The organism is Candidatus Krumholzibacteriia bacterium (genome assembly GCA_035649275.1).
GTDB lineage: Bacteria > Krumholzibacteriota > Krumholzibacteriia.
In genome coordinates this window covers 1-12,957 of the sequence record DASRJW010000064.1, presented here as the reverse complement: position 1 = coordinate 12,957, position 12,957 = coordinate 1, and the positions used below count along the sequence as shown (strand labels likewise).

At 66.8% G+C, this 12,957-nt stretch carries 11 protein-coding genes; 5 read left to right on the top strand and 6 right to left on the bottom strand.

Annotated elements, in window-relative coordinates; genetic code table 11:
- The first annotated feature begins 33 nt into the window (after nt 1-33).
- A complete protein-coding gene (locus VFE28_06345; GenBank protein ID HZM15604.1) occupies nt 34-657 on the top strand; it encodes a phospholipid scramblase-related protein in 624 nt (207 codons plus the stop codon).
- Between the two features lie 17 nt (nt 658-674).
- The gene (locus tag VFE28_06340; GenBank protein ID HZM15603.1) at nt 675-1,709 is read left to right on the top strand and encodes a hypothetical protein; all 1,035 of its coding nucleotides are present in this window, start codon (nt 675-677) and stop codon (nt 1,707-1,709) included.
- Between the two features lie 102 nt (nt 1,710-1,811).
- Here the strand turns inward: VFE28_06340 and VFE28_06335 are convergent, their stop codons facing one another.
- Nucleotides 1,812-3,092, bottom strand: a complete 1,281-nt coding sequence (locus tag VFE28_06335; GenBank protein HZM15602.1) for an SLC13 family permease — start codon at nt 3,090-3,092, stop codon at nt 1,812-1,814.
- Nucleotides 3,093-3,276: 184 nt separating this feature from the next.
- Here VFE28_06335 and VFE28_06330 point away from each other — a divergent pair, with 184 nt between their 5' ends.
- Nucleotides 3,277-4,221: a hypothetical protein gene (locus VFE28_06330; protein HZM15601.1), complete on the top strand. Its 945-nt coding sequence runs from the start codon at nt 3,277-3,279 to the stop codon at nt 4,219-4,221.
- Nucleotides 4,222-4,334: 113 nt separating this feature from the next.
- On the opposite strand, the gene VFE28_06325 is transcribed toward VFE28_06330, so the two are convergent.
- The 3 genes from VFE28_06325 to VFE28_06315 form a co-directional block, all read right to left on the bottom strand.
- Nucleotides 4,335-4,880 (bottom strand): hypothetical protein, encoded by a 546-nt coding sequence (locus VFE28_06325; GenBank protein HZM15600.1) that lies wholly within the window; start codon nt 4,878-4,880, stop codon nt 4,335-4,337.
- Nucleotides 4,881-5,230: 350 nt separating this feature from the next.
- Nucleotides 5,231-6,250: a cytochrome c gene (locus VFE28_06320; protein HZM15599.1), complete on the bottom strand. Its 1,020-nt coding sequence runs from the start codon at nt 6,248-6,250 to the stop codon at nt 5,231-5,233.
- 194 nt (nt 6,251-6,444) lie between these two features.
- Nucleotides 6,445-7,299, bottom strand: coding sequence for an SDR family NAD(P)-dependent oxidoreductase (locus VFE28_06315; GenBank protein HZM15598.1), 855 nt, complete (start codon nt 7,297-7,299; stop codon nt 6,445-6,447).
- Nucleotides 7,300-7,403: 104 nt separating this feature from the next.
- On the opposite strand from VFE28_06315, the gene VFE28_06310 reads away from it, so the two are divergent.
- Complete coding sequence (locus VFE28_06310; GenBank protein ID HZM15597.1) at nt 7,404-8,630, top strand: M20/M25/M40 family metallo-hydrolase; 1,227 nt, start codon at nt 7,404-7,406, stop codon at nt 8,628-8,630.
- Between the two features lie 29 nt (nt 8,631-8,659).
- Complete coding sequence (locus VFE28_06305; GenBank protein ID HZM15596.1) at nt 8,660-9,274, top strand: nuclear transport factor 2 family protein; 615 nt, start codon at nt 8,660-8,662, stop codon at nt 9,272-9,274.
- A gap of 41 nt (nt 9,275-9,315) precedes the next feature.
- Here VFE28_06305 and VFE28_06300 read toward each other — a convergent pair whose 3' ends face one another.
- Both VFE28_06300 and VFE28_06295 read right to left on the bottom strand, forming a co-directional pair.
- Nucleotides 9,316-10,476: an aromatic ring-hydroxylating dioxygenase subunit alpha gene (locus VFE28_06300; GenBank protein HZM15595.1), complete on the bottom strand. Its 1,161-nt coding sequence runs from the start codon at nt 10,474-10,476 to the stop codon at nt 9,316-9,318.
- A 77-nt stretch (nt 10,477-10,553) separates the two neighbouring features.
- On the bottom strand, nt 10,554-12,773 hold the full coding sequence (locus VFE28_06295) for a M56 family metallopeptidase (protein HZM15594.1): 2,220 nt from the start codon (nt 12,771-12,773) through the stop codon (nt 10,554-10,556).
- Between the last annotated feature and the right edge of the window lie 184 nt (nt 12,774-12,957).

The following is a 12,957-nucleotide window of genomic DNA, read 5'->3' as shown; positions in this document are numbered from 1 at the left end:
AGGGCGTGTGCGGCCGCTCGGGGCCGACTCAGGGTGGCGCAACCGGGGGTGAAAGAGGCCATGCAACTCCTGCAACAGGCGAAAGAACTGGTGGTGGTGCAGAAGAAGGAATGGGGCGAGATCCTCACCGAACTCGAGCGCCGCAACAAGTACCGCGTCTTCGGGGCCGATGGCCAGGAGATGCTCCGCGCCCAGGAGGTGGGCGGCTCCTTCCTCACGCGCTTACTCCTCCGCTCCTGGCGCCCGTTCCGTATGGCGCTTTCCACTCCGGACGACAGGACCATGCTGCAGCTCTACCGGCCGTTCCGGTTCTATTTCACCGAGATCCAAGTGGCCGACGTCACCGGCCGCGCGCTCGGCCGGGTACAGCGCCGCTTCTCTTTTTTGCGGCGGATCTACTCCGTGTTCGACGCCACAGGCCGCGAGATCTGCCAGCTCTACGGCCCGCTCCTGCACCCGTGGACTTTCGAAGTACGCCAGGACGGACGCACCCTCGGCAGGATCGGCAAGCGCTGGGGCGGCATCCTGCGTGAGGGGTTCACCGAGGCCGACACTTTCGGGATCTCCTTCCCTGCCGGCTTCGATGCGACGACGAAGGCGATCCTCCTGGGCGCCACCTTCTTGATCGATTTCGCCCACTTCGAGAGCAGCCGTTGAAGGTCCGGAGGTGCAGGATGCTCCCCGCGCGCTCGGAACGTCTTCTTCTCGTCCTCGCTTGCCTCGGCTTCGTCTGGGCCTGCGAGGAGGACACGCCGGTGGGGACGACGCCACCTCCTGATCCCACCCTGGAGAACCTGTGGCCCAACGACGATGGCCGCTCTTGGACCTATTCTCTCCAGCCACGGCTCTGGGACATTCCCACATTCACCGTCTACGATTCCGTCTCCCAGGTGCCGCCGGTGACCCTGGATGACGTGGAAGTGCTCGTCCTCTCCCATCCCATTGGCGCCAACACCGTCATCGACAGCGGCATCTTCCGGCTAGTGTTCGACGACTCGCTCGTGACCCCTTCAGGCGCCCGCGGGCAGAATCTTCGCGAGGAACTCTACCTCTCTCAGCCGTCGCCCCAACCGGTAGCGACCTCGGGCGCGAACGCTGGCTCGTGGACCGAAGTGGCCAACTCGCAGACGACATTCCTGCAGCGTCTCGCCCGAGCCCGTCCCGATCTACGCCCGCGCTTGGCGGCGGTGCATCCAGAGCTGGCGGCGCGGCAGGCTTCCGGGACGAACACGCCGCCTCGTTTGGATGAGGTCTGGCTACCCCTCCTCCTGCACGGGGGCGCCTTCGAGAAGACCAGCGAGCACATTGGGAATTACGGTGTACTCGATCTGCTCCTCGCCTGGAAGTTCCTGGAGCGAAACCTGACCCCCGGACACGAGTTCACCCATCAGCTCGTGCCCGTGCTGGCGGACGACGTCTTCCTGCATGCCCGTCTCCGGGCGCCGCGGACGGTGCAGGGGCCAGCCGGCGTTTTCGAGAAGGCCCTCGAGGTGCTCTATCTGGTGGATTACGGGATCGGTACGGTCGTGGACTCGATGGGGACCGATGTCGGCTTCACGCGGATCTTCGATTACGGTTTGATCCTGTACGCGCCCACGATCGGCCCTGTGGGAGGTTACGAGCGCAGTATCGTCGGCGTGGGCGATCCGCCCAACACGGGTATCGGCGACACACGCTACGAGCTGATCGGCACCGCGCCCCTTCCTTGATCGCACTGTACGCTACGATCCGAGCCGTATCGCACGACTCCCGTGAGGACTCCACCTGCGCAGGTGGAAGCCGTGAGGCGACCGAACCGCAGGCGCAGCGGCTCAGCCGCGCAGGAGGACCAGCCAGGCGAGGACGAGCGTCGCCAGGGTGACCGGGAGCCCGACGCGGAAGTATTCACGGAAGCCCACCTCGACGCCGTCGCGGCGTGCTGTCTCGAAAACGATGACGTTGGCGACGGAGCCGATGATCGTCAGGTTCCCTGCGAGGGTGGAGAACGCCGCGAGCCCGAGCCAGAGATCGCCGGCGCCCCCGCCGCCCACTCCGAGCGCGCGTGCCAATGCGCCCAGTGGACCTCCAGGTCCATCCATGGCCTCCAGTGTCGGTACGAAGAACATCACCGCCGGCACATTGCTCACCGCTTGTGAGAGAAGCGTCACCGCCACGCCGAGGCGCGCCAAGGAGCGGCCGTCGCCGCCTTCCAGGTTCCCGGCCACGCGCGCCACCGCCTCGTCCGCCAGACCTGCTTGCTCCACGCCACGCATGACGATGAAGAGACCGCCGAAGAGGAGGAGCAGACTCCAATCCACCTTCTGCAGCGCCGTCCGCGGTCGCGTCGCCCCGGCGATCACGACGGCTGCCGCTGCGCTCATCGCCGCCGCTGCCGGCGGCACCCCGCAGGCGAGCGCCACCGTCATCCCCAGGCCTGCGAGCAAGCTGGAGACGAGCATCCAGCGTTGCGGCGACTGCGGCTCGCGCGGGGGCGGGACGACGAGGGGCGCTCCGGTGATCTGGCGGCGGTACATCCAGCAGAGGAGGCCCGCCGCGACAGCGCTCCCGAAGAGAGACACCGGCCACAGGCGCGCCGCGAAGGGCAGGAAACCCAGGCCGGAGCGAACGGCGATGAGGGCGTTCTGCGGGTTGCCGACGATGGTGCATGCACTGCCGATGTTCGCGGCCGCGGCGAGACCGATGAGGTACGGCACGGTTGGCAGCTCCAGGCGCTTGGTCACACGCACCACGACGGGCGTGAAGAGCAGACAAATCGTGTCGTTCATGAAGAGCGCCGAGAGCAGCGACGAGGAACCCATGACGAGGAGCAGGAGCCAGCGCGGGCTGCGCGCGTAGCCCATGATGCGGCGCTCCAGGATCTCGAAGAAGCCGGAGAGTTCGAGGTAGGCGAGGACGATCATCATCCCCAGGAGGAACAAGAGGGTGTCGAGGTCGATGGCGCGCTTCGCCGTCTCGAAGTCGAGGACGCCGCAGAGAACCATGGCCACGGCGCCCAGCATGGCTCCCGCCGGGCGCCCGAGGTGCAAGCGCGGCAGGCGCTGGAGACCGATGAGGAGATAGGTGAGGAGAAAGATGAGCGTCGCCACCGCCACGGCATCCTCCCGAGGCGGTCAGTATAAAGGTCTTCCGGCTTCTCGTGCTTCCCCGAGATTCCCACTTTTCCATGCAGCCCACCCGCGGTCGCCGCGCTGCCAGGCCCCGGGAATAGGAGCGGTGCGGACCGGTATCTCTCTCGAACGCGGGACCCCGCCCGGTCCCCAGGTCTGGAGGATGGTCATGTCGCTCGTACTTCGCCCGCGGCCGGAAACCTCGCCGCGGCACTCGTTCCCCCGGCACCTGGGGGTCATGGTTTTCGCTGCTCTCCTAGCGCTCACTGCCGCCGGCAAGGCCGACGCGCAACGGAACATTTCTGGCTGGAGCCGAGATCGCAGTGCCCGCGGCGCTCTCGTGAGCGTCGAGGTGCGCATGGATGGCAAGCGCGCGCCCCTCTATCGTACGGCTGCCGACGAACGCTACTACTTCGAGGCCGTCCGCGGCCGGAGCTATGCGCTCCAGCTGCGCAACTTGAGCCCGCGCCGCATCGGCGTCCTGATCACGGTGGATGGTCTCAACGTGGTGAACGGCGAGCACTCGTCGCTCTCCCCGGAAGAGCCGATGTATGTTCTCGATCCCTGGGAGACGACGACGATCCGCGGCTGGCGCACCTCGCTCGAGCACGTGCAGCGCTTCCTCTTCGTGGACGAGGAGCGCTCGTACGCGAGTCGCACCGGACAGACGAACGGCGACATGGGCTGGGTCCGGGTGCTGGCGTTCGCCGAAGTGGACCGCGTGCGTCTGTACAACCGTAGCGATGAGATCTCTCGCCGCCAAAAGTCGTCGGACGAGAGCGCCCGTGACGAAGCCTCGGCTGGCGCCGACGCACGGGCCCGCGACCAGGTGGGCGCGGCAAAGTCAAAGCCCAGCGCCCCCTCGTCACAACAGTCAGAGCCGGAGCGTCTGACGGAGGAGTCGGAAGGTTTCGCCGGCACCGGTTGGGGCGACCGCAGGCGCGATCCGGTGCGGATGGTGTGGTTCGACCCGGAACGCACCGCCACGGACGCGATCGTGCTCCGCTACGAGTACGCCCGCAGCCTCCGGGAACTCGGAATCTTCCCGGACACGGCCAGGCTGTGGGAACGCGACACCGGCGAGGTCGGCTTCGCCCGGTCGCCGCGCTGGTAACCAGAGAGCCATCCATACGTCGCAAAGGCGCACAAACTTCGAGGCCGCCCGGATCGTTCCGAGCGGCCTCGTTTTCATCGGCAATTCTTCCGGAAGAGTCCCGTCGCACCAGCTCAGTCGCGGTAGAGCGACTTGACCTTACCCCAGGGACTCGGTGCCACGCCCACGGTTTCGCAGGTGAGAGGATTGCCACTGCCGTCGACGAAGCGCAGTCCCGAACCGGCATCGAAGGTGCCGTTCCTGAGCCCGTCGTCGCAGTAGTCGTTGTTGGCGATCCGGCCGACGGTCTTGTAGGCCACGGTCGTCGTACCGCAAGCATTGAATCCGTCGCCATTCGCAATCGATGGCGGCGTGTAGGTGAAGCTGTAGTTGCTCGTAGCATCGATCCGGGTCGCCACGAGCTGGGTGTTGCCGAAGAGGCTGCTCTTGACCCAGACGTCGATGGTGGCAGGGAGCGGGTTGCCCACTTCCTGGGTGGGAACGCCGTGGATCTCCACGGTGACGGGCACGCCGATCTGAACGTTGAAGTGCGTGGGCGTGTTCGTCACTCCGGCGACGAACAAAGAGGCGTCGCCCGTGACCGACCAGGCGGTGCCGAACAGTGCCATCGTGGCTGCGATGCACAAGCTGTGTACGATGACTTTAGCTTTACGGGACATGAGTTCATTCCTCCGGGAGCTGGTGCCGATGAAGAATGCAGATCCCCACGCCGACCGGGGCAGTGGTCCCGTCGGCGGGCCCGACGATGTGCTAGCTAGCTCGCCACGGAGTATATCTCAGAGACCTGTCTGGAGGAAGCATCTTCTTGTGATACGGGACCTTACGGATTTCCAGAGGGTTTTCGCCGTGGCCCGACGCCGCTCGAAAATGCGCTCTGTGCCCCGATTAGGCATTTAAGGCTTTTTATTTCAACGGGTTGAGTGCAGGGAGCAGACGGTCGCTGGGAGGCAGCAAGCGAAGCGGCCTCGAGCCGGAGAGCAGGCGCGGGGGAGGAAGGCTCTTCGAAACCTCAGGGCTCGATCTGCCAGCGGAGCTTGGCGCGGTACAGATCCACGCACTCGTCGGTGACGCCGGCTTCTTGCAGCCAGTAAGCGAGTGCAGCGTCGCTCAGGCCAGCGAGTTCGTCGATGGAAGGCCACATGTCTTCGCCGCTGCCATCGCCGCCGACGGCGACACAGTTCCCCAGCTCACGCGCCTCGCCCTGCCGTAAGGCGAGGACGAAAAAAGCCAGGTCCCAGCGTTCGCTCTCGTCGAGGACTTCGTACGACGGCATGGCAGTTCCCGGGATGCCGAAGGTGATCGCGTTGAAGACCCGGGCCGGTGTCAGCGTCTCGTCGAAGCGCGCCTCCAGCAGGTCCGCTGGCGGCGGGTCGAGATGCAGGGCCAAGTCGGTCCGCCCGCGCCCGTCGCCAGCGTGACAGACCGCGCAGCTCTCGGTGTAGAACTCCCCGCCCTGCGACACGCTCGGCGGCTCCTCCGGCGAGAGACGCAGGTCGTAGACCTCCACCACGTCGCGCCACAGGGTGCGCAGCGCCTCCTGCACTTCCGTCGACGGCGCGTTGCGGGAGACCAGACGCTGGACGCTGGCCATGTTGCGCAGCAGCATGAGATCTACCGGTTCGCGCACCGTGCTCGAACCTCGCAGCATGGAAACGGCCTGCCGCGGATCGGGCGCCAGGATGTCCCGCACCTCGGAGATGACGGCGCGCTGTTCCTCGTACTCCGCGCTGTCCAGGATCTCGCCCTCGCCGCTCACCGCAGTCGGGTAGTCCCCGATGACATATTCGATCAGCGCGAGAGCGCGATTGATCTCGTTCAGCCGGGCGCTTTCCGAGTCGTCCGGCGCCGTTCCCGTGGCCGAGACTTTCTTTCCCGCTTCGCTCGCAGCCCCGGCTGGATCGGGGGTGACGATGCCGATCACCAGGCTCCAGGCCGCGAGCGCCAGGGCCGAGAGCAGAACCACCCAGGTGAAGACGAGACCCCAGCGCGGGCGTGCTCCAGACGCAGAGTGTTCCCTTGCAGTTCGCATGCTCCTCCGCGGCTGCCTGCACGAACCACCGGCTTCGGCCGAGGTGTACTGGCGGTGCAAACGGCCTCAGGATCCGCGCCGATGGCAAATGCCCCCTGGCGCGCGGTCCAAGAAGACTCGGATCGGACTGCCAACTGCATCCGACGTGCCACGCAGGGGCGAACGGAGCCCTACCGGGATCCAACGGGGTTCTTCTAGTTCGGACGCGGCTCGGAATAGAAGGCTCGGAGGAAGGCATCCCACACCCGGTCCGGCGCCACGGTCCGGAGCGTCATCAGGGTGCGCGTCATGGGCATGGCCCGGTAGCGCGCCCGCGGCCGGCGTGCCGCCAGCGCCCGGGCGATGACGCGCGCCACGTCCTGCGGCTCACCCGCCAGCTTACTGAGCAGTCCCTTCACGTAGGCTTCCCGCGTCAGACGTGCCACCGACTCGTTGAGCGTCGCGTAGGGGCTCGCGCTCCCGGCAGCCGGCATGCCGCCGACAGCGGTGTCGCTGAAGCTGGTGCGCACGAGACCCGGCTGGACGAGAACGACATCGATGCCGAAAGCCCGCACCTCGAAGCGCAGGGCGTCGCTCATCGCTTCCAGGGCATACTTCGTGGCGTGGTAGATGCCGCCTCCCGGAAAGGTCAGCCGGCCTCCCATGGAACCGACGTTGACGATGCGCCCCCAGCGCTGCCGGCGCATGCCGGGCAGGACGAGCTGGGTGAGGCGAAGGGTGCCGAAGACATTGGTCTCGAACTGCCGCCGCACCTGCTCCGGTGTGAGCTCTTCCATCGCTCCCGACTGGCTGTAGCCGGCGTTGTTGATCAGGATGCCCACGACACCGGCGCGCGCTTCGACGGCGCGCACTGCTTCCTGCATCGAAGCCTCGCTGGCGATGTCGAGAACGAGCGTCGTGCAGCCGGCCTGCGCCAGGGAGCCCAGTGTTTCCGGGCGGCGCGCCGTCGCGTACACCGCGTAGCCCTGGGTCGCGAGTAAGCGGGCGGTGGCGGCGCCGATGCCGGTGGAGCAGCCGGTGACGAGAACGGCGCGCGAGACTTCTGCCACGATCCCCCCACGCTTCTTGCAGCCGGACTCCATCCTGGAACGGGGACTCTAGCATCCCGCCGGTACGGTTGACACCCGCGGCACCCTTGCCTAGCATGCTCCGCATGAGCATCGACACCAGCGCGTACGAACAACGCGCCGCCAAGCTACGGGATTTCATCGTGGATCTCACGCTCGAGATCTGCCGGCGCCGTACCGTGGACTACTTGCTGCAGGACTACCCGCAGGGCGGTCCGGATGACATGCCGGCGCCGGGGATGGAAAGCCGTGTCACCGAGGTCCTCGCGGCACACTTGAAAGACTGGAAGGTTGCCTGGTCGACGCACGCCCGCACCCCGGGGCGGGACAATCTCCTGGCACGGGTCGGGCGCGGTGAACCGGGCTATCGCAAGCTCTTCCTCCTCCTGCACACCGACACGGTGCCGGCCGGCGACCGGGAAGCTTGGAAGTTCGAACCGTTCGAGCCTTTCGAGAAGGCAGGCAAACTCTACGGGCGCGGCGTGCTCGACAACAAAGGCCCGCTGGCTTCCACCTTCGCCGCCTTCAAGCTGCTCCACGAGGACGAAAAGGACATTCCCGGCCAAGTGGTCTTCGGAGCCGTGGGGGACGAAGAAGTCGGCGTGGGCGATGGCATCGAGTACTTGCTGGAGCAGGGGCTCATCGACGCCACCGACGCCATCGTCCCCGACGTGGCGGGCGAGATGCGCGAGATCAACATCGCCGAAAAGGGCCGGCTCGTGGTCAAGGTGCGCGCCAAGGGCAAGCAGGCCCATGCCATGGATCCCTCCAAGGGCGTGAACGCCATCCATGGCGCCGCCCGCTTCCTACGCGAGCTCGAAAACTTCCGCTTCCGCTTCGAGCCGCACCCGATCCTCGATCCGCCCACGGTCAACACCGGTCTCGTCCGGGGTGGCTCGGCGCCGAACAGCGTCGCCGCCGATTGCGAAGTCACCCTCGACATCCGTTACCTGCCGTCGATGACGGCGGAGCGCATCATGGCCGACCTGGAAGCACTGGCCGCCAGGGTGAACATGCCCGGCTGCCGCTTCATCGTTGAGAAGGTGCAGCACGCGCTGCCCTGCGAGGTGCCGGCGGATGCCCCCATCGTCAAGCTCATCCAGCAAGTAGCTCCCGACGCCCGCCCCATGGGTTCCGGCGGCGGCACCTTCGCCAAGCCGCTGGTGCATGCCGGCATCCAGGCGGTCGGATGGGCGCCGGGCCACGAGGCCACCTACCACCAGGCCAACGAGGAGATCGAGGTGGCCCAGCTGGTCACCTTCGCGGGCCGCATGGCGGCGCTGGCTCGCGCCATCGCCTCGATGCGCGTCTGAGCCGCGATCCCGCGCGAGGAGGACGGACGGTGCGCCGCTGCCTCTGGTTTCTCGCGCTCCTGCTCACCTGTTGCGCTCCATCGAGTCTTCTCGCCGCCGCCCCGCCGAACACCGACACGCCGGTCCAGGTGAAGACGAAAGGCGAACCCAGCGCCAGCCGTGACCAGTCCAAGCCCGTGCGCGCGGCGCTGGAAGAGCAGTACGCGAAATCCGTCGCCGCCTATCACGACGAAGATCCCGAAGTGATCCTGGCGTTGCGGACGCCGGACTTCTCGTTCCAGCCTCCCAGCGGACAGCGTTCGTCCCCCGAGGAAGCGGCTGCTTACATCCGCGCCAGCTTCGAGCAGGTGGAGCGCACCCTGCAACTCACCTTCGACATCCAGGAGATCACGGTGCAGAACGACACAGCGATCGCCACGATCCATCAGCACTGGCGGAGGGCACAACTCAAAGCAGGCCAGCTGCGGACGGTAGACACCGAGGCGATCCAGCGGGAGTGGTGGGTGCTCACGGCGGAGGGCTGGCGTCTCTTCTTCGTCGACGCCGTCCGCCCGGGGATCTGGAAGGTGGATGGCAAGCGCGTCGATCCCAGCAGGCCCTACGATCCCGACGCCCCGCCCTTCGAGCCTGCGGGGAAGAACTGATCAGAGTTGCAGCCGATGGGGTGACTCGTGAGAGACAGTCCTCACCGAGCGGCGGCGCCGCCGGCGAGCGCCGCCCGCAGATCCGCCGCCAGCAGGCGATGGAAGAGGTGCTCTCCCGCTTCGCGCCGCACCGAAAGGCGGCCGGCCTTGTAGGCCCGCGAGCCGAGCCCCTTCTGTACGGAAGCGCAGATGCCGGTGTCCTCGGCCTGGATACGCTCGCCCACCACGATGCTGGCGCGGTTGCGCGCCGCCGCCTCCCCTTCCACCTCGACGAAGAAGAAGTCGAAGACCACGAGCGTCCGATCGACGCCCAAGGGCAGCACCAGGTTCGTGTCCATCATGCCCTCGTACCAGTTGAGCATGAAGTTGGGATACAGCCAGTAGTAGTAAGCTTCCTTGCCCTTCCGCACTGCGGCCGTCTGGGCGTCCCGCCCCGAGTCGCGCACCGGGCTCGACTGCAAGCAGTAGCGCGCGCCGTTTTCGATCTTGTACTCACCGTACTGCAGCACGCTGTGGAGCCCCTGATGCAGCGAAGGGATGTGGTAGCCCCCGTCCAGGTAATTGTCGACGAACACCTTCCAGTTCGAGTCGAAGGAATAGATGCGTCGCTCGACGAAGCGCATCTTGCCAATCTCCAGGGGGTGGATGCGTTGGACGAGGTCGCCGAGGAACTCCACGAGCGGCGGCGCTCCGTCGTTCAGGTGCACGAAGACAAAAGACTCCCAGGTCTCGAGGCGCACCGGGACGAGGCCGTTCCGGCTGCGCTCGAAGTCGCAGACGCCGTCGAAATCCGGCGTGCCTTTGAGCTCGCCCTCGAGGGAATAGGTCCAACCGTGGTAGGGGCAGCGCAGCGACGCGGCATGCCCCTGGGGTTCCGTCATGACCACGGCGGCGTGATGGCGGCAGACGTTGAAGAACCCGCGCAGGCTGTTGTCCCTGCCGCGGACGACGAGCAGCGGCTCGCCGGCGATCTCGGCGGTGAAGTACTGACCGGGCTCGGACACCTGGTCGAGTCGGCCGACCATCTGCCAGCCGCCGAAGACGCCGCGGGATTCGAGGGCGTAGACGCGCGGGTCCACGTACCACGAGGCCGGTATCGTCCAGGCTTTCTCGAGCGGCGCGGCAGCGTCGTAGTCGGACAGCACCTCGGCGAGCGGCTGCTCGGCGGGAACGGGACCACGCGTTTCTGGACCGCGCGCCATGGGCCACCTCCGGGGACACACCTGCGGAGGATTATAGGCCCAAAACCGCTACGACCTCGCGGTGCACCGATGCGGCCTCAGGGAGCGCCGATGGCCGCGAGAGCTCGCTGTTGCTCGTGCTCTGAGTCGATGGCCCGGCAGGCGTGCAGGTACGCCTGGCGCAGCGTCCCTTCGATTTCGTGGTTCCCCGCGACAGTGGTGAGAAAGGCCGCGAGCTCGAAGTCGGAGTCGAGATGCGTTTCCGCCAGCTGCACCAACTGCACCAGGCTGGAGCCATCCAACTCGCCCTGTTCGGTGGCGTGATCCGCACAGCGCCTGAACTCGAAGTCCGAATCGATCCCGCTCATGGCGTCCAGGAAAGGCTGCAACGTCTTGCCGTCCAGGCGTCCCACTTCGGCCACCCGCGTCAGGACTCGGGCTCTTTCGAAGTCCGAATCGATGTTTGTCGTGGCGGCACAGACGTGCTGCAGGGGCATGGCGCTGGATTTCGACCTCTCCAACAAGGCCAAGAGGGCGCGAGCATGCTCGAAGTCGGAATTGATGGAACGCGTCGCATCGCAATAAGCGACGTAGGACGGCTCCTTGAGATCTTGTAGCTCGGCGATCCCCGATAGGATCGAGGCCTTCTCGAAATCCGAAGAGACTCGCTTCTTCACGATCTCGATGACCCGAGCCAGCTCGGCCCCACTGAGGTCGGCGTGCTCGTTCAGCGCGCACAAGTAGAGGCGCTGCACGTAGTCGGAGTCGATCCCTTCGACTTCGTCGAGGACTCCTGCGACTCCCACGGACCCGAGAAGCCGCTTCACGCGCTGGGAGGCGTCGATGCCGCTTTCGCGTATGATGAGCGGCAGCAGCTCAGCCAAATACTTCTTCGCGGTCTCGTCGTACGGCCGCTCCTTCCCGTTCACCCAGAAGCGGCGCGACAGGTTTTGCGCCTCTTCTTCCGGCTCGATGCGCAACCGGTAGCGCTCCTGCTTCGTTTCGCGGCGGATGTCGACGTAACCTTCGTCTTCGATGGAAACGACATCGGTCCAGTCCTCGGTGAACTTCACGCGGCCCCGGAACTCGGCGCGAAGCCGCTCGCCGTCGTTGTCCGTCTCGTAGGTGAGATGGGAGTCGTGGCTGTCCTTGGCGTAGGGCGGCGGAGCGGGCGGAGCCGGGGGTGCCGGCGGCGCTGGTGGTGCAGGCGGAGCTGGCGGGGCTGTCGGACGCGATGGCGGCGCGGCTGCCGCCGGAGGTGCGGGCGAAGGTGGTGGCGATGGCGGCGCTGGCGGAGCCGGTGGCTCGGGGGGCGTCGCTGGCTTCCGGGATCCCGCCCGGGGGCCGATCGCGTACTCCTCGGCGTGAGTCGAACTGTGGTCGGACAACTCCGCCGTCCCACGACGCGAGGTCGACAGGGCTGCCAGCTCGGCCGACAGCACTGTGGGCTCGGCCGTCAGCCTGATGGGCTCCGCCGTCAGCGCTATGGGCTCGGCCTTCGGCGCTGTGGGCTCGGCCGACGGCGTTGTGGGCTCGGCTGACAACACCACCGCTTTCGCTGGCGGCACGAAATGCACCGCCGCCATGGGCGCCATGAGCAGCACCGAGAGAGCGAGAGCGATGGTGCACGCTGCCGCGGTGGCACGGCGCCGGCGACGGCGACCATCGAGGACGGCAGCCAGGCGTTGCCTCGCGGTCGAGACGCTTCCCATGGCGATGGCGGCGGCGGCCGGCGCTTCGTTGCCTCGTAATGAGCGCAACACGGCGAGCAGTGCTTCCGCATAGTCGGAGGGACGCGTGCCCGAGCGCAGGACGAAATCGTCACAAGCATGTTCGCTTTCGAGACGTGACCGGCGCACCGCAAGCCAGACCAGGGGATTGAACCAATACATCGTGCACACCCACTGTCCGAGGACGCGATGGAGAGCATCCAGGCGCTGGACGTGAGCGAGCTCGTGCAGCACTACGGAGCGCAAACGGCCGCTCGGCCAATGCGAAGCCGCCCGCGGCAGGAACAAGACCGGACGCACGACGCCCCAGGTCATGGGCATGGTCGGGAAGTCCCCTTCGAGGAGCCGGATGCGGCGGCGAAGGCCGAGCTGCCGGCACAGCCCACGCACCAACTCGGCGGTGCCTCCTGCATCGAGTTCCTGGGCGTGGCGCGAGAAGCGCTGCACCCTGGCGTGCAGGATGACGAACCAGAGGGCCACGAACGCCGACCCCGCGAGCCAGAGGAGGAGAACAGCGCGGGTCAGACGGGCGCTGGTCGCAGCCTGAGGCGCCGGACGCGGCCCGAGAACGTCGCGGAAGAAATCCATCTCCACCAGAGCGGTCGATAGAGCGGTCGATCCAGAAACCGGTGCGTCGGCGCCCAGGCCTGCCGTGGACGCGCCACCAGGGGCCAGGGCAGTTCCCTCAGCTAGTAGGGCGGTTCCTACTGGTTCTGCGTTCCTCGGGGGCGGCGTACTTCCCGCACCCGTCGCGTGCCCCGGTCGCGGCTCC

Bases quoted from the DNA above. Each gene is read 5' to 3' on its own strand.
- VFE28_06340 (HZM15603.1), top strand. From the start codon at position 675: ATGCTCCCCGCGCGCTCGGAACGTCTTCTTCTCGTCCTCGCTTGCCTC.
- VFE28_06330 (HZM15601.1), top strand. From the start codon at position 3,277: ATGTCGCTCGTACTTCGCCCGCGGCCGGAAACCTCGCCGCGGCACTCG.
- VFE28_06325 (HZM15600.1), bottom strand. From the start codon at position 4,880: ATGTCCCGTAAAGCTAAAGTCATCGTACACAGCTTGTGCATCGCAGCC.
- VFE28_06320 (HZM15599.1), bottom strand. From the start codon at position 6,250: ATGCGAACTGCAAGGGAACACTCTGCGTCTGGAGCACGCCCGCGCTGG.
- VFE28_06310 (HZM15597.1), top strand. From the start codon at position 7,404: ATGAGCATCGACACCAGCGCGTACGAACAACGCGCCGCCAAGCTACGG.
- VFE28_06300 (HZM15595.1), bottom strand. From the start codon at position 10,476: ATGGCGCGCGGTCCAGAAACGCGTGGTCCCGTTCCCGCCGAGCAGCCG.
- VFE28_06295 (HZM15594.1), bottom strand. From the start codon at position 12,773: ATGGATTTCTTCCGCGACGTTCTCGGGCCGCGTCCGGCGCCTCAGGCT.